21 protein-coding genes are annotated in these 26819 nt (G+C 36.9%); 3 read left to right on the forward strand and 18 right to left on the reverse strand.

Annotation, left to right across the window (positions count from 1 at the left end; translation table 11 throughout):
* Positions 1-281: 281 nt before the first annotated feature.
* A complete protein-coding gene (locus F938_RS09320; RefSeq protein WP_225872422.1) occupies positions 282-575 on the reverse strand; it encodes a hypothetical protein in 294 nt (97 codons plus the stop codon).
* A 173-nt stretch (positions 576-748) separates the two neighbouring features.
* Positions 749-1693: a YagK/YfjJ domain-containing protein gene (locus tag F938_RS09325; protein WP_000284554.1), complete on the reverse strand. Its 945-nt coding sequence runs from the start codon at positions 1691-1693 to the stop codon at positions 749-751.
* 423 nt (positions 1694-2116) lie between these two features.
* Between F938_RS09325 and F938_RS09330 the strand changes: the two genes are divergently transcribed.
* Positions 2117-3163 carry a YagK/YfjJ domain-containing protein gene (locus tag F938_RS09330; RefSeq protein ID WP_005031073.1) on the forward strand — a complete coding sequence of 349 codons (1047 nt, stop codon included), beginning with the start codon at positions 2117-2119 and terminating at the stop codon, positions 3161-3163.
* Between the two features lie 198 nt (positions 3164-3361).
* Positions 3362-4273, forward strand: coding sequence for a hypothetical protein (locus F938_RS09335; RefSeq protein WP_000549012.1), 912 nt, complete (start codon positions 3362-3364; stop codon positions 4271-4273).
* Between the two features lie 59 nt (positions 4274-4332).
* Here the strand turns inward: F938_RS09335 and F938_RS09340 are convergent, their stop codons facing one another.
* Entirely contained in the window at positions 4333-5232 is a 900-nt protein-coding gene (locus tag F938_RS09340; protein ID WP_001060378.1) for a hypothetical protein, read from the reverse strand.
* A 213-nt stretch (positions 5233-5445) separates the two neighbouring features.
* On the opposite strand from F938_RS09340, the gene F938_RS09345 reads away from it, so the two are divergent.
* Entirely contained in the window at positions 5446-5667 is a 222-nt protein-coding gene (locus F938_RS09345; protein WP_000541019.1) for a hypothetical protein, read from the forward strand.
* Here F938_RS09345 and F938_RS09350 read toward each other — a convergent pair.
* From F938_RS09350 to pilG, 15 genes are all read right to left on the reverse strand, one after another.
* Positions 5660-6859, reverse strand: coding sequence for a tyrosine-type recombinase/integrase (locus F938_RS09350; protein ID WP_001131490.1), 1200 nt, complete (start codon positions 6857-6859; stop codon positions 5660-5662). The two genes, F938_RS09345 and F938_RS09350, sit on opposite strands and share 8 nt — an antisense overlap.
* Positions 6860-7465: 606 nt before the next feature.
* Positions 7466-8080: a MarC family protein gene (locus F938_RS09355; protein WP_005031076.1), complete on the reverse strand. Its 615-nt coding sequence runs from the start codon at positions 8078-8080 to the stop codon at positions 7466-7468.
* A gap of 557 nt (positions 8081-8637) precedes the next feature.
* On the reverse strand, positions 8638-9213 hold the full coding sequence (locus tag F938_RS09360) for a fimbrial protein (RefSeq protein ID WP_005031077.1): 576 nt from the start codon (positions 9211-9213) through the stop codon (positions 8638-8640).
* A gap of 9 nt (positions 9214-9222) precedes the next feature.
* On the reverse strand, positions 9223-10248 hold the full coding sequence (locus tag F938_RS09365; RefSeq protein WP_005031078.1) for a fimbrial protein: 1026 nt from the start codon (positions 10246-10248) through the stop codon (positions 9223-9225).
* Between the two features lie 13 nt (positions 10249-10261).
* Positions 10262-12874: an outer membrane usher protein gene (locus F938_RS09370; protein WP_005031079.1), complete on the reverse strand. Its 2613-nt coding sequence runs from the start codon at positions 12872-12874 to the stop codon at positions 10262-10264.
* Positions 12875-12902: 28 nt separating this feature from the next.
* Entirely contained in the window at positions 12903-13604 is a 702-nt protein-coding gene (locus F938_RS09375; protein ID WP_005031081.1) for a fimbria/pilus periplasmic chaperone, read from the reverse strand.
* A gap of 19 nt (positions 13605-13623) precedes the next feature.
* Positions 13624-14121, reverse strand: a complete 498-nt coding sequence (locus F938_RS09380; RefSeq protein ID WP_005031082.1) for a hypothetical protein — start codon at positions 14119-14121, stop codon at positions 13624-13626.
* A 53-nt stretch (positions 14122-14174) separates the two neighbouring features.
* Positions 14175-14711: a type 1 fimbrial major subunit FimA gene (gene fimA, locus F938_RS09385; RefSeq protein ID WP_005031083.1), complete on the reverse strand. Its 537-nt coding sequence runs from the start codon at positions 14709-14711 to the stop codon at positions 14175-14177.
* A gap of 397 nt (positions 14712-15108) precedes the next feature.
* Positions 15109-17172, reverse strand: a complete 2064-nt coding sequence (locus F938_RS09390) for a bifunctional diguanylate cyclase/phosphodiesterase (RefSeq protein WP_005031084.1) — start codon at positions 17170-17172, stop codon at positions 15109-15111.
* Between the two features lie 954 nt (positions 17173-18126).
* Complete coding sequence (locus F938_RS09395; protein WP_004827624.1) at positions 18127-18594, reverse strand: hypothetical protein; 468 nt, start codon at positions 18592-18594, stop codon at positions 18127-18129.
* An 8-nt stretch (positions 18595-18602) separates the two neighbouring features.
* Positions 18603-23096, reverse strand: coding sequence for an Hpt domain-containing protein (locus F938_RS09400; RefSeq protein WP_005031086.1), 4494 nt, complete (start codon positions 23094-23096; stop codon positions 18603-18605).
* 144 nt (positions 23097-23240) lie between these two features.
* Positions 23241-25310 carry a methyl-accepting chemotaxis protein gene (locus F938_RS09405; protein ID WP_004827618.1) on the reverse strand — a complete coding sequence of 690 codons (2070 nt, stop codon included), beginning with the start codon at positions 25308-25310 and terminating at the stop codon, positions 23241-23243.
* Between the two features lie 42 nt (positions 25311-25352).
* Positions 25353-25889 (reverse strand): chemotaxis protein CheW, encoded by a 537-nt coding sequence (locus F938_RS09410; RefSeq protein ID WP_004827616.1) that lies wholly within the window; start codon positions 25887-25889, stop codon positions 25353-25355.
* A gap of 3 nt (positions 25890-25892) precedes the next feature.
* Positions 25893-26261: a response regulator gene (locus F938_RS09415; RefSeq protein ID WP_004827615.1), complete on the reverse strand. Its 369-nt coding sequence runs from the start codon at positions 26259-26261 to the stop codon at positions 25893-25895.
* 20 nt (positions 26262-26281) lie between these two features.
* On the reverse strand, positions 26282-26665 hold the full coding sequence (gene pilG / locus F938_RS09420; RefSeq protein WP_004827613.1) for a twitching motility response regulator PilG: 384 nt from the start codon (positions 26663-26665) through the stop codon (positions 26282-26284).
* Positions 26666-26819: the final 154 nt, after the last annotated feature.

Consider the following 26819-nt stretch of genomic DNA (forward strand, 5'->3'; position numbering starts at 1 on the left):
TATTTGATTGTTGTGTACTTGCTTCAACCAATATCACATTCGTTGAATGACAAAAGGGACAGCTCAAGCTCATGGCTCGACTCCTTAAATTTTGGGCACAAAAAAGCCTGCTCAATGGCAGGCTCTGTTTTCATATTTTCATGTGATCTCAAAAGAGCTTCATGATTCTCATTAGGATGTTATGTATGTGAAATTATTTGGAATGAATTAAAATTTACTTTTCAATTAGTAAATGATCTCTCCAATTTTTTCAAATACAACTATTGATATTATTCCAACACTCAAGCAGGTTTAAGCTGATGAGAAAGATTAGGCTGTGCTGAACCGGGTTTAGCAAGTTCTCTATAAATATCTAATTGACGATTAATCTCATTAATTTTTGACTGTAGATCAACTGCTATAAAATTACTTGATTCACCAATAGCCACCCAACCAGCTTGAACTTTTTCCATTTCATTACCTTTTTGCAACTTATGTAAGATCCATTGGTTCAGATGATAAGCACGCATATAGGCTTCATGTTGATAGATCAATAAAGTACTAAAAACAATAATACGATCAGCATTATTCAACATATGAGTTTCAAAACTTTGTAGCTGTTTGAATAGCACATTTGTTCGATGGATCAATAAATTTTCATTGAACCACGCTGGACCGACCAAGGCAATGTGAGTTTGTCTTTTTGATGTTAGTAAATATGAAATAGAGAACACAGTATTAGCAGTGTTCTCTATTAAAAATTCAATATTTATAAACCTCTACGGTTTTTCGAATCGATCACACCTTTACCGAAACTACGCATGTAGGCTGAATCCTTCACTCGAGGATGTTGTTGTTCTTTTTCTTCATTCACCAAATAAGGGACAACGTAATACAGAAAATTATTAAGTTTATTTTCATCATGACGATGAATCATTCCAATGCCTAAAATCCCCATCTCTTCATAGATCGCCATATAGTCAGGATGGTTACAGTTAAAAATATAACCATATCCATGAGTAATCTGCTTCCAGCACTCACCGACCCACTGCCCCATCATAAAACCTTCTTTATGTATATTTCCATCGTACATAAGCAAGAGATGGCAATGGTAGCCCTTGCTTATGCCATGCTCTAAAGCCCATGCATAACCATGTAAACCACTAAAGCAAGTATCCTGATCTGCGATACGCCGAAGCAAGACCTCTAAGGCTTGGTTAAATACCTGAATGTTGTATAAGGCTTGATATTCTTTCTTGATAGATAGATCTACTCGAACAACTAATGTTCTCGCATAATGATGAATGAGTGTGGATGCATATTCAAAAAGGCTCTGTTGATTCTTTAATTCACGTTGTTGATGTTCAATTAGTTGCTGTTGAACACAGCCTGATAATGACTGGATATAAGTCAAAATATGCCATACAGTCATTTCATCAAAATCTTTAATAGATTCATAATTTGCCTGTGGCATTTGGCTCAGTGTGTAATCAACGGTCTTCACCACCTCAATGAATATCAGCACAGCATTACAATAGTATAAATTAGCTTTATAGATTGGCTTAAATGACTGAACTAATTTTTGTAGGTCTATCATCAGGTTTTGATGATATAGATCATAACTACCTAAGCAAACTTCTTGAATGAAATGGTCTACTGCTGCCAATACTTCTGCTTCATGGTAAAGCTGATCATATTGAATATTCTGGTACATTTGGATTCTCTCTCGAAACATAAGGTTCATATCTAAGAGAGAGATGTAAAATTTTACTGATCATGATTCTCTAGCAGGATGTTGTAGTCATCCTGCTCAGTTAAATGCTTAAAGGCTTTGGAACATACTATAGGGTTAGTTCTACATGTTTTTAGTGACTTGATATGGATACGTTATCTATAGCTCATTTGAGTATGGGCTATACTGAACTAAGCAACTCATAGTACTTACTCAACTAGATAAGATATTGTTTATATTATTAATATATTACTTATAATTAATAATATAAGATACCTGTTAAGTACCTTAAGCTATTACCTCGGTAAGATCATTGAACCATATGATGCTAACCATCGATGTATCCAAAGATATATCGAAATTTACTTAGGCTAAAGTTACGCCAATAATTATTTTTGAGCTATGATGAATCCCCTTAGTCCCCCCCCTAACATTCAAAATGAAAGTTTAACAAAAAGAGTTGGTTCTCAAGAAACTTATGAGCTTAAAGTATTTAACGAAAATGAAGCATATCGTCAACTTGAAATCATTCTGCTCATTTTGTATTTAGAAAAAAATGGAACAAAACCGATCTACTTACAGCATCAAAAAAAGCAAAATACTTATACTATTGTTGATAAAAATATACATGAGTCACTTAGAAGAATTGATCCTCATTACCTTGAAGATAAAACTTGCACAAGTCCTGAAGTGGACTTATTTCGCAAGGTACTGAAAGAAAATATAACGCTTCATCATTTAACAGTTAGTCAGAGTGATTTTTGGATTCGAAGTCATAATGATGCTATTGCCCTAGCACCCAACCAATTTATTTTAAAAGCTGAAATTTTAAATGAATTTTGCCATCAGATTTCCTGTTCAATTGCAAGCGATACAAGCTATCAAAAAGCATCCCAATTACGCCAAGAAAAAAGTATTAATCAGAATAAGAAGATCAAACGACTTGTTCGAAAATTATTTAATACATTCAGAAAATTACTTGTCATTAAAATGGATTTTTTCATCCATCCTGATCATACAGTCCCACTTGAATTACTAAAAATTTACTTGCGGGCGTTCATCAAAAAACTTCACGCACCAAATGATAAAGTCCCACCGATTGTTGGTTTTGTTTGGAAATTAGAATACTCAGACTTGAAGAGATACCACTATCACTTCCTATTTTTTATGGATGCAAATGAGTTTACAGAAAATCATAACTTTGCCGATAAACTTGGTGAATTATGGCAAAGCATAACCTTAAAAAAAGGGGTTTATCAAAACTTCAAGCATGACAAGCCTGTTGGTAAAAATCTTGCTATCGGCGTTATCACTCATGATGACCAAGAAAAAATTGACGCATTGCACCTAATGATAGATCACATCACCAAGACAGAGCAGTTTATTATCGAAAAGGGTCAAACTAATCAACGAACATTTGGCTACAGTACTCGTAAGTATGCAACAAGATAAATCAAGTAATTTACAATGATTTAGCTAGATTTATTGCAGAAGAGTAATTGAAAATACTTTAGAATCTACTTCCATCAAGGGCGTAATACTATCAGCTTAAACAACAGGGTTTTCATGAATACACCAATAAACCAATTAAGTTTGATGACATCCCATGATCAAATACATTTTTGCGTAAATGTATATAACCTTTCTATTATGCACAAAATTTCAGCAATAATCACAAACCCAAGTTATAGTGCATTCAAACAAAAAACGACTAAACATGGTAAGCATTATGTCTGTAAATCTCCACAAACCTACGAAGTATATGAACTTTTACAAAATTTTCCTGGCATAAGCCAAGTGTTTCTCAAGCATAAATTTTACAAACTTAGTCAAAGTGTAAAAGCATTACATAAAGCTTATTCAGATTTAGGACCTAAATTAGGTAGACCAATCAATCCTTTATTTTTACCTAATGAGCAATATATACAAGACATCTTACCTATTGTAGATTCTTTTGAAAAAGAACTAAAAAAAGACTCAACGACTCGGATAGCAATGGAGGATCGACTTCAACGCTTAGAGCTTATTAATGAGTCAAAAAAAGAAAATGCTCGAGTGATGAAAAAGCTTTTCAAAACCCAGCAACGATTTAACCTTAATATTTTTACATATGTATTCGATATGAATAAATGTGAGTTCCGCGATAAATCATTTATTGAGCAAGGGCTTACAAAACAGATTTCACAAATGATTGATAAATTTTATGATAATTATCAAACTGAAATTTTAGATTTATTTTTCCGTGTTCAACGTGATTTATCAAATAACTATGTACTTACTGTATATAGTGCTACTGAACGTGAATGCAAACCACTCTCGATGAAAGAGTTCATCCCACTAAGAAATGGCAGTTATCTCATCGTTTCACCGCATACAAATATTATATTAACTGCCCATGAAGTTGATTATCCGATGGATATTCAAGATGTCGAGGGTACAAATGAAAAAACATGGAAAGCAATCTTCGGAGAAATCCTTTTCAAATACCACTATTTCTATTATGAATCAGAATATGTTTCACCAAAATTCATTTACAAAAATTGTGGCACAAACTCTAAATAGATGGACTGAATACCATTTTTTAATCCTTAAGAATTAGTATATAAAATACATAATTGCACTCAACCTGTATTCAATAAAATTTCCTTCAATATTTCAGGTTGATTCCTTAACTCATGGATGATGGTTTCAGCAATGTATCCACCACTGTAAGGCATTTTATACCCAAATTTTTCCATCTCTTTAGACGGGTATTTTGCCTTGAGTACCTGATTCAATTTTTTTAGCTCCATCTGTAATTTTTCTATTTTTTTAGCTGCTGAAGCAGTAGTTATTTTTCTAGTTATACCCTCTAGCTCGACAATGGCTTGCTTCGCTGACTGCTTATGCCACCCTAGTTTATCAAGCATTTCTTGCTTAAGCACGAGTTCAGACTTAATCCACTGAATATCGTATTCCTCAAAAGCTTTGTCCAGATCAACAAGCACAGAGTTAACTGCTTGATTTAAAGTCTTCCATTTACCATGACGTGCCACTTGTTCCCGTAAAATACGATATATAATTTCACGTCTTGGGTATAAATGCTTGTCGTAACGAGCTTTGACTGCAATGATAGCCTTTGCACTTTTCGCAAGTGTAGGGTTCTGAATAAACTCCAATCCACCAAGCATTTGCACAGAAGCAATTAAAATATCTGAATATTGCCTTTGAAAAATTTTGGCAGGCAAGTTATTTACTTCAACCCTTAATGTATTAAGTTGTATTAAAAGCTCAGCGAGCTGAGATGGTTTGAAGGGAATATTCAAATCAGCCCCCATCATTTCAGCAAAAGAAATTCTTTCCTCATTTACTGAAAAATCATTCTGCTGCATTCTTTTTATGATTTTTTCTTTTTTATCTATGCATGATTGATTCTCCGTTGCAGTTGATTCATCATCCAACTCACACTGATAGTAGTAGCAAAAGTTTAACCATATATCCTGCTCAAGCAGCTCTACGTTTGATAATTTTTTATTATTCACAAGTTATTAAATTACAGATAATTAGATAGCATAATACTACTATTTTTTTTAGATGCACGTACTGCTCTACTTTAAATCTTTTCTAAATTTTATAGTGACCTCATCAACAAACAGAACTAATCACTTAAAAATACGCGTTGCTCTCTGACCTGTATTTAAAGCTAGAAACTAGTTCTTTCATCTAATTGTTATGACTACAAAAGGATCAAAGGTATGGGCTACTTAACATCTAAAGAAATTCGCCACAAACTTAAAAATTGCTCTCCTTCAACATTATGGCGTTACCAACAACCTAATCAAAAAATGTTCGAACAACCGATGCCACAACCTATTAAAAAATGTGCTGGCTCTTCTAGTCTTTGGGATGAAGAAATGTTTAATGAATGGCTACTCAAATATTTCAATAACAACCAAATGAGTAATCTGTCTAGCTAGACAGATTACTTAACTTTTTCCACCATTTTTTATAAGCTTTAGACATCTCTTTTTGATAATCATAATAGTCATATGTCCCCTGTTCTCCTGGCATCACATGTCCAACCATCAGTTCCGCAACATCCCTACTCGTAAACGCACTGAAATTTGTCCTAGCTGTACGCCGTAAATCATGCATAGACCAATGATCCATTTCAATTTTATAATTCTTCCTTGCAAATTGCATGAAGTTATAAGGGGTATCTGTTGGCCCACTACGCCCCATTGGCTCTTTGCCATTTTCATGTGGGAAAATGTATTCAGAATTACTCAAATCAATTGCCGACTGAAGCCACGGTTTGATCTCATCAATAATAGGTCGAACAATGTCCCCTTTACTTTCTCCTGTCTTATGATTTTCATACGGTACTGTCCATGTATTTTTACTAAAATCAAAATCTGATTTCCGTGCAAGCCTCAACTCACTATATCGATTACCATAAAACAAACATAACTTGAGAAATAAAACATTCCTTAATGATGTTCTAGACTCATCACAAATTTTAAAAATTAAAGATAACTCATCATCTTGTAATACTCGAACAGTTTTATTTTTCTTAATATTCAAGTCACGTTTTCCAGTGATATGTCTTATGGGGTTTTGCTCAATTAATTTTCGATTGATCCCCCAATCCAAACACTGCTTTGTATTCGTAAGAATGCGATCAGTTATCGATGGTGACTGTTTAAATTGCTCTTCTAGTAAATCTAACCACATATGTAATGTGATTTGCTCAGCAGGTATGCTACCTAACTTTGGGAAAACATAAAGTTCAAATGATCTCAAATATTGATCTGCATTCTTTTTATTAGGAATACTATATTTCGCATGCCACTCACGAAATAACGCTTCAAAAGTTATAGCCTCTGTGATCTTGTGAAGCTCTATCTTTTTATGAATACGTGGGTCATGTCCCTTTTCTAAAATTGCTTTCATTTTCTGCAATTCAATACGAGCTTCTTTAAGGCTCATATTTGGATAGGTTCCCAAGTCTAAACGAGCTTGCTTATCGTTATATCGAAAACGCATCTGAAAAGTGAGCTTTCCTTTTTGCGATACACGAACGCTCAATCCATCTTGATCAGGCTCTGTATGTATAGCTGAACGTTCACGATCTAGATTCTTCTTAAGCCAAGTATCTGTTAAAGGCATTTTACTCCACCTGTGTACATATTTTTTTCAAGTAGCTAATTCTAGAAAATATGTACACACATATGTACACAAACATACTGACTAGACTTGAAATCTATTGAACGGGGTTGAAAGATATGTCAGATAAAGAATAGCAATATTTTTATACTTTTACAGCACTTACGATGATTTTATTATTATATTTGAAATAGGTTGAATGAGCTTGAATAGATATCAAATATTTGGGTGGGAAATAATCGCGAAAGTCCTACGCGCTGCTACTTCTGTAGCCAACTGTTCTTTAAACATAAAAAATCTACAATAGGTGCACAGTTACGTACACATTGAGAAATATGTACCTGAACTGAAAAATGAGAAATCAAAAATTGGCAATATTGTATCAGATTTCATTGCTATTTTAACGCTTGTTAATCAGGCTTAATTTATCGGTACATAGCCGTTAAAAAGTCGTATCAAGATTAAAATAAGAATGTGGAGGATATTTGAAAAACAGTCAACCTTGCACAGCATACTCAAAAACCAATCAGCGGTTAAAACTGCTTTAGCCTCTTTTCATCAAGAGAATCTGATCCGTGTTTAAAATAGATTGAATAGAAGATTTTTTAACTAATATTTATTCATCAATCCAATGATTCCATTGGCAATCATATCAATTGCGATAGTGCCTATTAAAAGTGCGGATAAACGCCCAACAATATCAAAATAACGATCAATATATTTGGCATGACTATAGCGCAGATGATCATGACCAAATTTCATAATCATTAAAATGCCACAGCTGATAAATAAAGTGAATGCAATCAAGAGTGCTGATTCGACTAAAGACATACTGACACCAGTGACCACAGCCGCACTAATTGTACCTGGACCAATCATGAAAGGCATCGCCATCGTACTTGCCAAATGTGCTGGCGTTCCTCTCATCTCTCCAATCGTATCCGCACCTTGGAAAACAAAACGATAACCGATCACCAAGAAAATCAGTCCACCAAAAATCTGAAAGGATTCAAAACGAACATTTAAATAAGAACTAAAGATTGCTTCGCCACCCCATGCGAACAGTAAAAAAACCACATAAGCAATCAATGCCCCTTGGGCTAAACTTTTATTAAACACCTTCGTTTCAGTATGTCGAATCATTCCAATCATATAGATGCTCATTAAAAAAGGATTGAGCAAGGAAAAAAATAAAGCAAAAGAATGGATATAGTTTGAAAACATAAGAACTTTCCACAAAAAAGTTTATCAATTTATGACTAAATAAAGTGTAATGCCCGATCTTCATAAATTTTGTCGGACTCATTATTTAAAATTGTAAACTTATCTAGGATTCATTCACTTATAAAACATAAAATGATAAAAAATTGTAACTATGCAGGTACTGGTTTCAGTCATCAGATTGGTTTTCGTTTAGCATGATCAAAACGGACAATTCAAAACGAACCAAGTAGCGCTGAGATGCCTTACCTTTAAAAAGTTTCAACATTATGATTTTATTTATTTTTTAAGCGTAGTTATGCTAAATCTTAAACTCATCAAAATTACAATAACATCTAATCTAATAACTTTTAGAATTTAGTTATCGATCAAAACTTTCTCTCATAGACGATCAGCAAGATCGTCAATCTAGGTGTAAATGTTTATAGCAAAAGATCAACTTATTTTGAATGAGCATGTTGATCCAAATCAGTTATCTGAGTAAGTAAAACATTTGATGGCTATACTGTTTATTGCCCCCTAAAAAACATTGAAGAATCAAATATTTTACTGTGCTTTTTTTATTGATAGTCTATCCAAAATTCAGCATAGGCATTGGCAAAACCTGGCGTTGCAGGCGCATCCGTTGCAATATAATTGGCATAAAATACTACTGAGGCATTGCCATTCGCATCCACTAAAAAAGGACGACTTTTACTAGAAACATCATTTGGAAATCTATTTGTTTTAGTAATTGGAACGCGATTACGATTAGAATCTGTTAACTCGATCGCAACGTGCTGTGCAGTTGATGTTGCATTAGGATTACTTAAAGCCAAAAGTTGATTATTCACAGGGTTCTGTTCACCCATAAACGTAAACCTGACTTCTGCTCCCGCAGGGCATTGAACCAAATTAAATGGAATCGCGACACGTGGACCTTTATCTCCGGGTGTTTTTAATTGACGTGTAGAATTTAATCCCATATCGACTATTTTATGCGCCTGACTCTCCTCAACACCACAGGTTGAATTTGTCGCATTGCCTTTTAAAGTAAAGTTATAGGTTCCCAAATCAGCGTGTGCATAACTGTACAGACCCATACTCACCATAAGCAAACAAGCCGTACGATAAAGATTTTGCTTTAATATATTCATCATCAACCCCTAGTCAAAATCTATTCTGAAATAGCCACGCGCCTGAAAAGGACCTGGTGTAGGCTGGTTTCCAGTGACACTAACAGGCCATGCTTTCACCACGATATTGGCAGGATTGGTATTGTTGAAATGAATTTTACTGTTGATATTATTAGGAATCAGTACATTGTCATTTTGGTCTGACATTTTAAAACCAATATCAGGATTATTGGACACAATGATGTCATTGGCAGGTCCACCAACTTTGTCTGTTTGGACCCGTAGCGTTAGTGGTGCATTATCGCTAATAAAACTATTACATTTTATTGACAACGGCATATTGGCTTTCGGAATACCGTTAATTTTGTTGCCTATACCCGCACTTTTAAAGTTATAAGTTGGGATATTTCCAAAATCAACAATTGATTCAACATCATCATTAATAATACAGTTTTGAGGAACAATCACTCGTCCTCTTAGATGTAAGGTTTGTTTTGCACCATTAATGAGTGCAGAACCATACGGAGCAGCATTATCACCGACATAGAAGTCAGCCAATGGAATGTCAATATCCGTAAATCCAACAAAAGGTTTAGAAATCCTCATGGTCACTGTATATTGTGTATTTCCAGTGTGTGTAGAAGTTCCACAGCGTTCAGATGGAAAACCAAAGCGCCCATTTTGAGCGGGTACGTTAATATTGGTTCCATTATAGGTATATCGAACAGAGGCTTGTAAGTAGTCATTCACTTGCATATAGCTTTTTCCGCCAATGATGACTCGAGGTCCTGTGTAGTAGGCAGTCATATAAATAGGAATAGAAGCGCCAGTGAGCGTCGTACCGTTATCACAATGGGTCGTCCAAGGATCACCATTTACACTGACTGTCAGGACTGAATCAAAGGTCTTTCCTGCCGTATTATCGGCAGGATCGGTAAACGTATAGGTACCAAAGTCCGCATATAAATTTTTGTTGTGTTCTTCACGCCACCAGCCTGCTGAAACATCCATCGCAGTCAGAATTAATAGAGTTGAAGCAAGTAATTGGTTTTTCATCAATATTCTCCGGTTACTTACATTCAACATCAAACTGTTGTACTGCAAGGCTTAAGTCAGCAGTGCTAATATCATAATCTGCAACACATTTTTGTTCGTTTGCGTCGCCCCAAGTTACTTCAAGCACACCTTTAAGCGGTAAGCCAGTCATATAAACTTGCCCTGACTCTGCCGCCATACCTACAGTTTTACTCGCAGTGACCGTCACATTACTGGCATAAGGGATCGGTTGCCCTTGATATTTGAGATCGATCAAAGCACGTACACCAATACTGGTATCAAATGTTGCGCGGCTAATCGCACCACGAATTGGCACAACATTATTGACATTGCTGTTGATTTCTAAATTTGAATCAAAACTGTTTGAATCCAATGCCACACGATTTAAACGATATTCAGAGGCATACGGCAAGATTGCATAACCACGCCAATCGGTTTTAACCCCATTATAGTTTTCAACTTTGACCCCTTTAGCACCAGGAGCTTTGACTAAAATACTGGTATCACCAAGAATCTGACCAAAGGTCAATCCATCTTTATGCAGCAACATGCCACCACTTGCACTATAGCTAAAGCGATTATTGTTTCCATCATAGCTATAACCTGCACCTACATTGCCATAAGTTCCGTTATAGCCCACATTAATGGCGCCTGCTGAACCTTGTTCAGTGACATAACCTTGGCGAATGCTATAACTCAAATTGCGGTCTTTCAATAAAGTGCCGCTAATTCCAGTCTGATAAGAATTATTGCCATCTGAATTTTGTGTGGTCGATACTGTTGCATAGGTATTCGCCCAAGGGTTATCACGGAAATTCGCTTTAGAACGCAGACGACCGAGCGGAAAAGATGCATTAGCGGTATAAAGTGTATTTACTTTGTCCAGTTGTGAAAACATGTTGCGGCTGACACCGAGCGAATAGCTTATGCCATTCCATGCACCATTGTAGCCAGCCTGTATCCATTCATCTTTTTTGGCAGTTCCCCAATAACTTTGCTGGTTTGCTGCAAAGTAAAGTGAACCATAACGCCCCATTGAGTGCGAAATGTTGGCTTGCAAACGACCTTTTTTAGCATGGTTCAGATCATAGCCATTGGCAATGATACCTACATTTGCCAAATTGCCGTCCTGAGTTTCAGCCTCACTATAGTTTTCACTCATTTGCCCGTAAAAGACATCATTGAGTGTATAGAAGCCACGCGTTGAATAGCGATAACCCAAAAGCTGAAAACTTGTTCCTGAGCGCAGTAAAGATTTAGAGTAGAGGAAACGCATCGATTGACCACGGTGCTTGGAACCATCGACCAACTCACTGTTTGCATGCGTTAAATCGAAAGAAAAAGCGCCAAACTGCCCCATGTTACTGCCAAAGCCGAGTAAAGTGCTTTGATAATTCGAGGACAGTTGAGTCCCGCCATAAATCGAAAGCCCTTTTGGTAATCCATGTACAACAGTCGCTTGCACAACATTTTCATTTTCTCTGTTGTTACGAGAACCATTGCGGAATTCACCCGCTAAAACACTATAACGTGTACGCCCTTCGCGTTGTAAAATCGGTAAACTTGAATACGGCACAAGGTAACTTTGGATTGAACCATCACTTTCTTCAATGGATACCTGTAAGTCACCACTACCAAAAGCAGGGTTCAAGTCCTGAATTAAGAAAGGACCAGGAGCGACATTGATTTGGTAAACAATATTATTATTTTGTCGAATCACAACTTTGGCATTGGTTTTAGCAACCCCACGCACATTCGGTGCATAACCCTGTTGGCTATCAGGATACATGGCATCGGCAGTAGATAACTCGGCACCACGATAACTGAAGCTATCAAAAATACTGCCTTCGCTCGCACCATCACCAATTCTAAGTTGGCTTTTGATTGGAATCAGTGTTTTTTGCACATAAGTATTGAGATTGGTCCACTCATGCGTACTCAAGTTATTATTAGAACTGTAATTAAAACTGCCAGAATGACGTAATTGCCATGAACCTAAATTCATGCCACTGTCTACACTGATATATAGACCATTTCCTGCAGTAACTGAACCAGAGTTGTTATATCCTGACATCCGGTAATTTAAAAACATCGCATTAATGCCTTCATCCCATTGTTCTGGTGGAATATATCCGCGCACCTGATTTTTTAACGAGATTTGTGGTAAATCAATATAGAGTTTTTGCTTACTAAACTGAAAGCGACTATTTGCACCATTGATCAATTGACTGATGTCTAAACATTGTGGATTTGACGATGCCAATAGCTCAGGATAAGCCGCCATATTTACCCCAAAACTTTCTAATAGTTTAAGGTCTAAACAAGGCATTAACCCTGTTGCATCTGCAGTATTTTGTTTTTCCACAAACTGAATATCACGAGTAACCACATATTCATCATTGGCATAAATCTCAACCCGATAAACGCCTGGTAATTGTTGTGGTGAACTTTGTAATTTGGTCAAGTCTGCAATTTGCGCATTCGACAAACCATCAGTTAAAAAGGCAGTATTAAATACTTGCTCTGCATGCGCGTTTTCTACGCATGCAGCACTGACCGCCATCGCCGATGCAATACACATTGGCAATACTTTCATTTTTGCATACATCGGTTTATTCGGCATCATCACTCAAGTACCTATACAACACATATTATTAATTTAGGTTTATTTCTACTTTTGGTGTCACACCACCATAGTCATTCACAGTTTGATAACTCAGCTTGTTCCCTGAGGTTTTTGAAATTTTTGTTTTTTCAAATGGTGCAGCCATCACGCTATCTAACTTGGTCTCATTCAGCACCAAATTGACAAATGAGATGTGATAAGGAGATTGGTTATCCACCTCTACACCTTCCGCAGTTTTTACAAATTTGACTTTTGTTATTGCGTCTTCAGGCGCAATCTTTAATTTTTCTGGACGAACAAACAGCTTGATTCGTGACAGTACAGCAAGCTGTAAAATGTTCTTTTCCGCAAGAACTTCTTTGTCTACAGATGGAATTGATTTTACATTTAACCAAAAAACTGACTCACGATCTTGTGGCAGATCTTTTACTAAGTTCACAATTCTCAAAGTATTTTCTGTTGCTGGCTCTGCCACAAATAAAGGTGGCGTCACCAAAAAGTTTTTAACTTTTTCTTCTTTTTTATTTTCAACCCATGAGTTAATCAGATAGCGATCTTTTTTACTGTGGTTGATCACAGATAGAGAAACTTGCTTGGCTTCCATCGGATAAATCACACGTGTTGCACCTAAAGATACCCCACCAATCGCCTTACCTTCAGCATATGAAAAGGAAGCTAGGCATGATAAAGCCACACCCAATACACCGTTTTTAAACATGCTTAAATTCATATCAATATTCCAAAACAACTTATGGATAAAAAACAGAAATCAAAATATTTTTACTATTTTCAGTCGACTGACCATTGAGCTTCGATAAAGGCAATACAACTGTTTCATCAATATTTGTTAGTTCAGGCTCTTGAGTCATATTTGTGACTTCGTGAGCGACCTGAGACAATGTTGATCGTTGATATACATTTGAATGATGCAAATTCATGCCAGGCATCAAATAAAATGTTTGTTCAGGCAACGCCAATGAGTCAGAGATAAGATGACTATTGTTGGCATCTTTCAAAGCAATGGCGAGGTTGTAATAAACCGTTGAAGAGCAATTTGAAACATTCAATTCTAAATGAGACTCAGTTTCACGATTTTCACCAAACTTGAAGTTGCTTTTCTGGGCAAATAAACAGCTTGGATTCACTAAGGAACCACTAAAATGGGCTCTTCCACCAAATACATAACTGTCTGCAAAAGCACTTTGAAATAAAAACATCCCAACCAGTACAGTTAAATATTTGTTCATATGAAATCAGCCCATTCAGTGTGATTTATTCAAATCAAGATTTGAATGAATCCTTAGTTATAGTTCACAACAAAAGTTGCATCAGCATTTGCTTTACCTGGTGTAGATGCACCAGTCGCTACATAACGTGCTGTAAATGGGAAAGTGTTTGTACCATCAATAATTGCTTTTTCTGTAGAGAAATCAGAACCATCTACAGCCAAAATTTTAGATGCATAATCTGTGATTTCGATACCAACATTTGTTGCAGCAGGTGCGTTACCGCCACCACCGTTTACAGCCAATAATTTATTGTTTGTGCTTACAGTTTGACCATTGAATGCAAAAGAAACACCGTTAGTTACAAGTGAAGCATCACAGTCAACCAATTGAATGTTGAATGGAACTGGACCTGATTTGTCACCAGCTACAGCTAAACGCGCAGTACGGTGTTGACCCAAATCTACAGTTTGATCCGCTGTATCTGTACTTACTGCACATGCAGCATTTACTAATTCACCCACAAAATGAACTGTTCCACCGTTTACTGGTGCTGCAAAAGATGCAGATGACATAACACAAGCAGCAGCAAGAAGACCTAATTTTTTCATGAAATAACCCTTTCAAAAGAGAAAACAAATTATGTTTAAGGTTTATTGTGATTACTGATACATATTCTTTTAACTTCAATCATCTAGCTTTGATTAAAATTTCATTTATTTTATCTAAACAAATTGAGATATATCTTGTTTTAATAAAATTATGAGACAGTCATCACATAAACTAAGCAGATTGTAGACGTTGAGTTACTATTAAGAAAAATGATTTTTACTCAAGATGATTGCTGAGTTTTTTGCATAGATATATAAAAAGTTATTTTTTTCAACACATTACATTTGTTATTTTTTGATCAAAAATACTTAACTTTATCAATTTAAATATTTAATTTGATTTTTTGCGAAATAAAATGGTGATGTGAATAACGCAGAAACAACCACTGTTGGCTATTTATGGAGAGTGATAATTGGCTTCTAAACGATCGACAGGCAATGGCATTCCTAAAAGATAGCCTTGTAATTGTTGACAACCTAGACGTTTAAGAATTTGCGCTTGTTGTTCAGTTTCGACACCTTCTGCGGTGACGACCAAGCCTAAACGGATTGCCAGATGAATAATACTTTCTAAAATAATTTGTTCTTTTGAACCTTCACACAGATTTCGAATAAATTCACGATCTATTTTTAATTCATCTACAGGTAAATCTTTTAAATATAAAAAACTGGAATGCCCTGTTCCAAAGTCATCAATCGCCAGTTTAATTCCTAAATTTCTAAGTTTTTCAAAAGTTTGAATACTATCATCGATATGATGCATCGCTGTTGATTCAGTAATTTCGATAATTAAATTTCCATGCTTGACATGATATTTCTGAATTAACTTTTCTAAATTTCCAATCAGATGCTTATGTTCAAATTGCACCGCGGATAAATTAACGGCAACAGGACAAAAGGCATAATTCTTTTGTTCCCACTGTTGAATCTGCATACAGGCTTGTTCTAAAGCCCAATAGCCCATACGAATAATCAAGCCTGTCTGTTCAGCGCCGCCAATAAACATACTGGGTGCTAATAATCCCAAACTTGGATGTTTCCAACGAATCAGTGCTTCAACACCACAAATACGATAATCAGCAGTAAACTTTGGTTGATAAAATAGGATAAATTGTTGTTCTTCAACTGCTTTGTATAAATCATTAATCAATTTAGATTGACTTCGATTGTGATGCTGCTGGTCCAAAGAGCAGCTATACACACTATAGGTATTTCGCCCCTGTTCTTTGGATTGGATCATTGCGGAATCTGCATTAATCAATAAATCTTGTAAATTTTGCCCGTGATCTGGAAAAAAGACGATGCCTATGCTTGCTGAAATATTGATTTCTTTACCCGAAATTTGAAAACTATCCTGGATTTTTTGTAAGAATAATTCAGCAATATGCTCGGCTTGAATACGGCTTGAATCTTCAAGAATCAGGATAAATTCATCACCACCAATACGAATCAGCTTTTGTCCTTCAGTCAATAATGGATATAAACGTTGAGCGAACTTCACCAGCAGTTCATCACCAATATGATGACCAAAGGCATCATTCACAGACTTAAAACGATCAAGATCAATATAAACAAAGGCTATTTTTGTTGCTGTTTCCTTATAATCTAGAAATAATGCATCCGTATATTCAACTAAAAAAAGACGATTAGGTAACTTCGTGAGATTATCTTGAAGTGCCAATCCTTCAAGCTCTTTATTGGCTTGTATTAATTGTAAACTGCGTTCTTCTAATCTTCGTTCTAAAATTGCCACACAAAAGGCAGAAACAAGAATCAAACTTGCCACAAAAATAATAGTGAACAACAAAACACCTTGCCCTTCGTTCAACTGATTTTCAAAATGATTGACATGCGTTGACGAAAACGTTGCCGCCGCCATACCTGTATAGTGCATCCCTACAATGCTCAGTGCAATCATGATGGATACGGCGGCTTTATACAACAACTTATGACTAAAGGTATTTTTATACTTAAATGCCAGCCAAAACGATAATCCCGAACCACTGATTGCAATCGTCACAGAGAGTATGACTAAAATTGGATGATAATAAATTTGCTGGTTTGGAATTTCCAACCCCATCATGCCGACATAATGCATGCCGGCAATCCCCAATCCCATCAGTAAAGCGCCTAAAATTAAACGCGGAAGAGGTAATGTGTCCTGTGTTGTTAACCAAACTGCAAATATTGAAGCCAATGTTGCAATAATATAAGAGATTACAGTGAGTGTTAGATCAAAAGTGTGATTTTCTGGTAAATGGCAAGCCAACATTCCGACAAAATGCATCGCCCAAATGGCAAATCCAAGTGCCATACCACTTAAACAGATAATTACTTTTTGAATACGCGCCGCATGAGGTGTAAAAATGAGTTGTTCTAATGAAATAGCAATGTAACAGATAATCACTGCAATGCACGCAGAACCTATTACGAGGCTACTATCATAACTCATATAACTCATAAATTTTTTCTTCCAGTAGTCAACCTATTATTGTTATAAGAAACCCCAATGTTTTACGACGTATAATGGCAAAAAGGTTCACTTTTTAAGAACTCTAATATTTCTTAAAATATCACTATCCTATTGAAGGTCAAGTTATTTTTCTTAAAATTATCAAGCTAATTTTGAAATAGTTGATTAAGTTAGAGCTTATTTTGTCGAATTAAAGAAAGATCAAAGAATTAACACAGTTTAGTGTGATTAGCATCCCTTTTTTAAACGAAAAAATTAGAGTAACGATGAAAAAACCTCTTAAAATTCACAAATCAGGTCAATGGATCGTAAAACCTGTATATATTGACTTGTTATTGTCCAGATTTAAATTTGACTTGCGCTAATATAACCTGAGTTCTATAAAAATCCTTGATGAAAGATGATATAGCCAAACCGCCTGATTATTCATACAAGTGATTTGGATGATTCATTTATTTTGTACTTTTGAATCATAGATGGTCTTGCTATCGTGAGGCGACATGGATGTCGCCATGTTGAGCGGGGGTATGAGGATGTACCCCTCGCTCAACGAAAGATTTTTGTCACTTTTCATCTCTGAAAAGTGAGGCATCGCCTACGCAAAACAATTTAAAATTTAGAAGTAAAGCGTGGCAGTGCAAGCTTTAGATCATCAAACAATCTATTGTTCGCTTTCATTTTATTGATCAAGAGAAATGAAACGCTATTGTTGGTTGCGCTTACGGAGCTCCGCTCCTCATCCCAAAATTGGATAAAAAAGCAGCAAAACCCCATAGAGATTTATTACTTTTCAATGAGTTGAAGATTTAATTACATCGAACTCAGGTTAATATAGTCAAATCTGTTGAAAAATAAATGTATAAAAAGAGAAAACCGAGCAACACATATCGCTCGGTTTTAAATGAAATAGCGTTAACTTTTAGCATGCAACATTTCAGTAAGTCACTCAGCTTTTCTTAACCCAACCTCTAGCTGAATTTGATCTAAGTCTGGAACATGGTAACGAACATTACCTATTTTGACATATTGAAAAATGGTTTTGTCTTCAACAGCGTCTTCAACATCCACCACCTCAGAAATACGTAAACGAATAGAGTTCGGCATTTCATTGCACATTAAAGCAAAACGATCATCCGCCTCTTCACCTTCAATAATCAAGGCGACTCCCAAAGCCTTTCTGGGATCACTGACACTAAAGGTGGGTAATTTCTTTTCATGCCATTCCACTACAGGCACGTGAATTGGACTGTTCTGCGCAGACAGCACCACATTCTGTGGCAACAACATCGGGTCTTTGCCATAACAATTAATAATATAAGCATCAATAAACCCTGTAGACACCGTAATCAGATGTTGCAGTTCCTGCGTACTGATTTTATCAAGCGCAGATTTTTCGATATTTCCTGCCATGAGCGCTCCTATTTAACCGTCAACAAAGCATCAATATTGGCTAATAAATCAGCCTCTTGGAATGGTTTACCCATATAGTTTGTCACACCCAAGCTGAATGCACGTTCGCGATGTTTTTCACCTGTTCGTGAGGTAATCATAATAATTGGCAAGTCACGATGAATTTCATGATGGCGAACCAAATTGGTCACCTCAAATCCATCCATTCGTGGCATTTCAATATCGAGCAACATCAGATCTGGTTTGACATTTTCAAGTTGCTCAATCGCATCAACACCGTCTTTAGCCGTAATCACATCAAAACCTTGACGTTCCAATAAACGTGACGTTACTTTACGCACTGTCACCGAGTCATCCACAATCATAATCAGACGACGTTGATCGCGATGACGTTGTTTATCTTGTTGTAAATATTCTGCACCACCACGACTTGAACTCTGAACTTGTCGCGCAATATTTTGCCCATCAAGAATCAAACAAACTTGACCATCACCGAGGATCGTTGCACCTGCAATCGCATTAATTGCCGCAAATTGCTTCCCAATCGGTTTTACCACAATTTGAGAACGCGAACCAATTAACTGATCAACCAGAATCGCGACAGATTGACCTAAGCTCCCTTTAATCAATAACACAGGTAATGAATGTGCAAAGCCATGTAAACGTGGCGTCACCTGATTGGCTGTAAATTCACCGAGATAACGCAATTTATAACTTTGGTAATCTATATCGAAATAGTCATTTTGAGTTTCGAAATACTCTTCCAGAGCGGCTGGGGAAATTCGCACAATACGATCAATTTGCGATAATGGCACAGCAAACTGTTGATCACCGACTTTCACCATCAATGCATCACTCACAGCAACTGTTGTTGGCACACGGATGGTAAAAGTAGAGCCATGACCCAGTTCAGAACTTACACTGACCTGTCCCCCTAGCGATTTAATTTCACTTTGAACCACATCCAGTCCAACACCGCGTCCAGAAATCTGGGTGACTTGCTGTGCTGTACTAAAACCAGGATGGAAAATAAATTGTAAAATTTCTTCTGGCTCTAAATGCTGATCTGATTTAATCAAACCTTTTTCAATAGCTTTATCGCGGATAATTGCAGGATTGATTCCTTTACCATCATCTTTAAAGGACACCAAAACATCGGTACCTTGGCGACTAATATTCAAGTCGATTCGACCAGTCAATGGCTTGCCAGCTTTTTGTCGCTGCTCTGTATCTTCGATCCCGTGGTCGATGGCATTACGCAACATATGCTCTAATGGAGATACTAATTTCTCTAAAATATTACGATCTAATTCACCTTCCGTATTATTCACCAACAGTTCGGTAGGCTTATTGACCGCCGAGGCGGTTTGGCGTACCAAACGCTGTAATCGTGGTAATAAACGAGAGAAAGGAACAAGTCGGGTACGCATCAAGCTTTCTTGAATTTCAGCTTGAATACGTGACTGTTGCAATAATAAGCCTTCAGTATCACGAATTTTCTCCGCTAAGGTGGTTTTAAAGTCCACCAAGTCAGATGCAGATTCAGCAAGCGATTTAGACAATTGATTCAAGGATGAATATTGGTCCATTTCCAATGGGTCAAAGTCCGCATAGCGCGCACTTAAATCCCCATGTTTAGCAATAATTTGACTTTCCAACTCGCCTTCCATTCGACGAAGCTGATCTGCCAAACGTTGAATCGCAAGCTCCATATCGGTCAATGTATTTCCCAATTGACCCAAATCCATTTCAATACGCGAGCGGTTAATGGCATTTTCACCAGAAAGATCGATCATCTTCTCAACCAAATCCGCAGAGATACGAATCATCTCATTATTGGTTTCAGTTTTTTCAGAAAGATCCCATTCACCCAACATAGATGGTGGTTCAGTTCCATCTCCTTGAACAAACTCATTATTGGTCTGTTCAAAAATCAAATTGGTTCGAGATAATTTTTCTGGAAGCTGAGCAGAAACATCGACATATTGCATACGGTTTAAATTTAACTTCAAACCATCAAAATTATCGTAACTCTGTTTGAAAATTGCTGCATCTAACCAGTGAAAAGCACTTTCCAATAAACCGTCATAGACATTGGAATTAAAGTTGTGCTGACCAAATTGTTCAAATGCATTTTCAAGCTCATAAGCAATATCCGCAACACCTTCCAATTTCACCATTTTTGCACCGCCTTTTAAGCTGTGTGCAATACGTTGCAATTGAAGTAGTAAACTACGGTTACTTCGTTGATCAAACCATTGATTCAAGATATTTAACCCATCATCAATCAGCTCACGAGCTTCCTCAATGAAGGTTTCTTGAGCAACACGTTCGGCGTCATCCAAGTCATCTACTTGAATCTGTTCAACGAATGGCTCAGCTTGTTCAAGCGTTGCTTGCTGCTGATCTGCAGAAATAACATCAAATTCTGGAGTAACAGACTCGTCAACTAAAACAATCTCATCTTGGGCTTTTTCAGCTATCTCAACATTCGTATCATGCAAGAATTGCTGTTGATCAATATGCTGTAAAACCTCAAGAATGTGTGTTGCAGGATAATCAATAGATTTTTCACGAATCAACTGAATACGATCTGCGACATCATCTTGAATCAAACGAATAGATTGAATAACTTGTGGTCCAGCTTTGAGCTGACCTTTAATCACGCGCTCATAAATTGTTTCGAGTTCATGAGCAATTAAACCAATATGCGTCGCCTGAACCATATTTGCGCCACCTTTTAAAGTGTGCAAATAGCGCATTAAATTATTGAGTGCAGTGGTATCATCTGGATGACTTGACCATGTATTTAGGTCATGATCCATACCTACCAACAGCTCATCGGCCTCCTCAATAAAAATATCAAGAACGTCAGCATCAAACTCACGCTGACTTTGCGCAGAATCTATATTTTGCTTATCAAGATTAATTTGAGTTAAGACATAATGATTGCCTGTCTCAACAGCGTTAATATCAGATACAGCTACTACCGCATGTTGAACTGCTGGCTCAATGCTTGGTTCAGCAATTTGAATCTGATCTACATCAATTTCTTGATGTACATAATCATGAAGCTCATCCAAAATCGCCTGAGTTGCACCACTCAAGCTGACACGCTGACCAGATGCCAAGGTATCAAATAAATGAATGAATTCTTGATGTGCTTTAGAGAATATTTCGAAAGCATAATCTGTATTCAACAAATCAGGCTTGGCAATAATCTGTGTATATCCGTCTTTGAGTGCAAGACTGAAATCATGAATACCTTGTGACGCACGATTGTCGGTATGATCGACGAGGATCTGAGCCTGTTGAATCAGTTGTTGGAAATATTCTGGATATTCAACTTGAGCGCGTTTATCAAACTCAAATTCAGCATCCAACAATAGATCAATTTCCAAATCGACCAATTGAGTCACTAAACCTGCTTGTGACTGATGATCTTGTTGATATTGATGTTGGAAATCATAACGCTCCCAAGCATCATTAAATTTTTGATAAATCTGGGCTAATTGCGTATCTTGATCACCGGTTTGCTTGAGTACATGCAAATAATCACTGACGAATTCAGCATAATAAGTCAATAGGGCGTTTTCATTTTTAGAAGACTCCGTATCTTCTTGGACCAACACTTTAAACAAATGCTCAACTTTACCACTTGCTTCAAATACATCCTGAATATGCGCCATAGAAGAACTTCCGCGCAAAGTATGTAATGCCCGAATCAAGCGATTATATTGTTCCGGTGTATGTTGCTCTAAATGCAAAAAGTCTTTGATCGTTGCCAGATGTTCTTCCGACTCTTCAACAAAAATCGTCAGGGTTTCAGAGATTAAACTTTCATCCGAAGTCGGCGTTGTTTCCGCTGCAGATTCATCAATTTGAATCGGGTCTGCCACTGCATGCTCTTCGGCATTTTCGTGGTTTGCCATAGCTGCTACTGTTTCTATATGCTCTACAAGTGGCTCGCTATCAGCAATTTCTAAACCCGTCAGCACATTCTCATGATTGAGGGTATGCGCAAGTGACAGTAGATCCGCCAATGCAGGTTCTAAACTCTGTTTTTGCTGTAATTGTTGCCCCAAATACACCAATGGTGCCAAATCTAAATGATGTGGTTGTTTATTTAAAAACTCAGCATACAATTTGAACTTATACACATTAAATACAGCACTGACATATTGTTGAATTTCAGTACTTAATTCCAAGTTTTTTGCAATTACACGATTTAATGTATCTTCAACAGTCCAAGCCAACTCACCTGAACGCTTTGCCCCCACCATACGTCCAGAGCCTTTAAGGGTATGGAAATAGCGACGTACATTCACCAATTCCTTATCTTTGGACTCATCATTTAGCCATTGATCAAGAGAAGCTTGCAACTGTTCAAAAATTTCTTCAAGTTCTTCTACAAAAATTTCTAAAATCTCATCATCCTGATCAAGATAAGCATCTTCAGGTAAAGTGACGTGTTCAACTAAATGTTTTAATATTTCTTTCATAGCTCAGGCTTCTATGTTAGTTCCCGATTTTGGGACTAAAACCTTTCAAAATACAGTCAAGCTGAATGGCTTTAGAAGGCTTTTCACTGTGCGCAATCACTACCGTTTTAGTGTAGAAATTGCGCATATCAAGTCTCAATCGTTTTAGTCTGGTAATTTAAAGTCAGAAACTGATTGACGTAATGAATCCGCCATACTTGCCAATTCAGATACCGAACGTGCTGTATCAAACGTTGCACCCGTAGTTTGCGAAGTAATTTCTTGTACAACATTCATCGTATTGGCAATATGACCTGCTGATGCAGACTGCAATTTCGCTGATTCAGAAATACTTTCAATCAAACCTGCCAAGTTACTTGATACTGTTTGAATTTCACCCAAGGCAACACCCGCATCTTTTGCAAGGTTCGCACCACGCACAACCTCAGAAGTGGTTTGTTCCATTGAAATTACGGCTTCGTTGGTATCGGTCTGAATGGTTTTTACCAATGTTTCAATCTGCTTGGTCGCTGATGCTGAACGTTCTGCAAGACGTTGTACCTCATCCGCTACCACGGCGAAACCACGACCTGCTTCACCTGCCATAGATGCCTGAATTGCAGCGTTTAATGCCAAGATGTTGGTTTGGTCAGCAATATCGTTAATCAGCGAGACAATGTTACCAATCTCTTGAGAAGATTCACCCAAACGTTTGATACGCTTTGATGTTTCTTGAATCTGCTCACGAATCGTATCCATCCCCTCAATTGAACGGTTTACAACATCTGCACCATTTGACGCGATTTGTACTGAACGTTGTGCTACCTCTGCTGATTCGGCAGCATTGGCAGATACGTGGTCAATTGATTGTGCAATTTCATTAATCGCTGTCGATGCACCCGCAATCTCTTGCGCCTGATGCTCAGATGCCTCAGCCAACTGGTTGGTAATTTGTTGAGTATTCTGGGTATATTGTGCAACTTCTTGAGAAGTCTCATTGATTCGCGATACAAGATCACGTAACTGATCAATCGCAAAGTTAATCGAATCGGCAATTGCACCTGTAAAGTCTTCAGATACCGTTGCATACGAACTCAAGTCACCATCTGCCAAATCGGCAATTTCATCCAATAAACGTAAAATCGCATTTTGGTTACGGTCATATTCGTCTTGTAAACGCATTACACGTACTTTATCTGACTCACTACGTAAACCAATCAATTTAAATACAGCAAATAAGAATGCGCCTAAAGCAAACAATAAGATTAAGGCTGGTAAAATTGTACCTACACCTGTATTTACTGAAAGTCGATCTAAGCCTTTTAATAAATTATCAGATTCTGCAAAGATATTTGATGAAGCTTGGCGAACTTTAAAAATTTGATCAGAGTTCTTCAATACTGAAGTCGATGCCAATTGCACAATTTCATTATAATCTGATTTGATACTTTCTAAAGATTCACGCAACTCAGGCTTGTCAATACGAGTTACACCCAAATCTGCATTACCATTTAATTGCGCATTTAAGTATGTTCCGAAAGTTTCAGTATCGGCATTAAAGTCTTCTGCAGAAGCACGCGTATTATCTGAACCACCGAGTACTGAACCAATTGAACGTAAAATACGTTCTGCAAGGAATACTTGGTTTTTCGCGATTACAACCTGTGTACTTGGCATGTTATCACGTGCCATTTGGTCAACCATTAAGTTATATTCAGCCTGCATGCCAGGAATCACATCTGCAACGGCGATATTGGTGTCATATAACTGGTTAATGATTTTTTGATGGGTCGCAATCATGTCAATATCAGCAGAAACCTGATTCCAGGTTTTTTCAACCCCTTCAACTGCTTTTGAAGATGCATGAATATCTTTCACAATATCCAAGTTTTCTTTAAATTTCTTTTGTGATGCCACTAAAGCATTGATCGATTCTTTTGAACCTGAAGCTGTTGCTTCTGTTGCTTGACGCGATAATGTTTGAGATAAAAGTTTTAATTCACCCAAACTACGAGTTAAGTCGTTATTTCGAGGAACTGTATAGAATAAAACCAAAAGTAAAATAATCGCAACGATGATGCTGACAATCGCCATTTGAATAAATGGTTTTGATTTGTCACTTTCCCCAAATAACTTTGCAAACTCATCAATTTTCGATTTGGTTTTTGTTAATACGCCCGGACTACTTTTTTGAGCAGTATCCCCTGTATTTTTCTTTTTTAGTTTAAAGCCCATTCAGCTTCTCCCGATTCGCTTAACTCTAATTAGGCGTCAAAGCTAGTTTATAAATTTTTCTGATGCGTTCATGTATTGAGGATCATTCAACAAACGACTGAATAAGAATATGTTCCAAGCTTGGTTGTGCTGTTGGAAATATCCTTGACAATAAGTTTGAAGCTTTTCTTCCAGTTGATTATTTTTAGAAAAAAAGCTTTTTTTATTAAAATGTTGAATCCCCAAAACCTGATCTACGACCAGACCAACATAATGGTCATTATGACTAATACATAAGACTTTTTGAGTAGGTAGAAATTGGCTTCTTTGCCCCGTTAAATAAAAAGCCAAATCGGAAACCGACAATAACCGTCCGCGAATATTCGCTAAACCTTTTACCCAGCCCTGAACATTGGGAACTGGTGTATATTTTGGCGGATAAATAACTTCCGAAACTTCCCCCAATGGAGCAACAAAATATTGCCCCATCATTTCAAATGCAATGCCTGACCATCGGTTTACTTCACTTTCATTGTCAGCGTAATTTTTATTTCCTCGCTTAGACAATCGAAGTAATTCGATAAATCCATTTGCTGCCATACATTATCCTGCTTGCAGATGCTGCTTGATTGTGCTGATCAGCTGATTTTCATCAATTGGTTTTGTTAGATAGTCACAAGCACCCTGACGTTTGCCCCACACACGGTCAGTTTCTTGATCTTTGGTACTTACAATCACAATTGGAATATGCTTCGTTGTTGCACCACGAGCAATTTGACGAGTTGCTTGGAAGCCATTGACCCCAGGCATAACCACATCCATCAATACAAGATCTGGTAACTCGGCTTGTGCGATGGTTATTCCATCTGCACCGTTGGTTGCTTCAATCACCTCAAATCCATGTTTAGCCAAGATTTCTTTAAATCTAAACATTTCAGTTGGTGAATCATCAACGATTAAAATTTTTGTCATTCTTTCCCCCAAATTAACCGTTATGCACTCACATGGTTGCGAATTGCATTCAATAATTCATCTTTACTAAATGGTTTGGTTAAATATTCATCAGAACCGACAACGCGACCCTTTGCTTGATCAAATAAGCCATCTTTGCTTGATAGCATAATGACTGGAATATTTTGATAATTTTGAGAATTTTTAATCAATGCACAGGTTTGATAACCATCCAAACGAGGCATCATAATATCAACAAAAACGATATCTGGATTAGCTTCAGCAATCTTAGACAAGGCTTCAAAACCATCTACCGCAGTAACTACTTCACAACCTTCTCTTTGTAATAATGTTTCAGCAGTACGACGAATGGTTTTAGAATCATCGATCACCATGACTTTAAGATTTTGAAATTTATCGTCCATTTAATGCCCCTTTCCATAAGCTTGGAATGAATTGTGCTGTACAGATTTATTTTTACAATTAATCATGGTTTTTTAACATATATTAACTCACTTTATCAATGAACATTTCTTGTCATAAATCTCACTTCAAATAGAAAAACACAGTAAAGCTCAC

The organism is Acinetobacter bereziniae LMG 1003 = CIP 70.12 (assembly GCF_000368925.1).
Lineage (GTDB): Bacteria > Pseudomonadota > Gammaproteobacteria > Pseudomonadales > Moraxellaceae > Acinetobacter > Acinetobacter bereziniae.